The 228-nt window shown below is 27.2% G+C and carries 1 protein-coding gene; it reads left to right on the forward strand.

Translation table 11 applies throughout. The features are described from left to right. On the forward strand, positions 1 to 228 hold a 228-nt coding region (locus AC2Q9J_RS18615), incomplete at both ends, for a TOPRIM nucleotidyl transferase/hydrolase domain-containing protein (RefSeq protein WP_499042226.1).

Raw genomic sequence — 228 nt, forward strand, 5'->3', positions numbered from 1 at the left:
TTAGATTTTTATGGACTTGTATGTTGTAATATTAATTCAACTAATTTTAAACCGTATATTTCTTTACTAAGTGCATTAAAAATCCCATATGTTATCTTTACTGATGGTGACTACTATTTTGTCAATAATCAAGGAGAAAGAGAATACCATGTTATGGCTAAAGAAGAACATGACTATTTTGGATATTTAGGCTTAGAATTGGCTACAGAAACACTAAAAGAATTAAAT

It is taken from the genome of Planococcus sp. RAB007_Raresut (assembly GCF_057369535.1).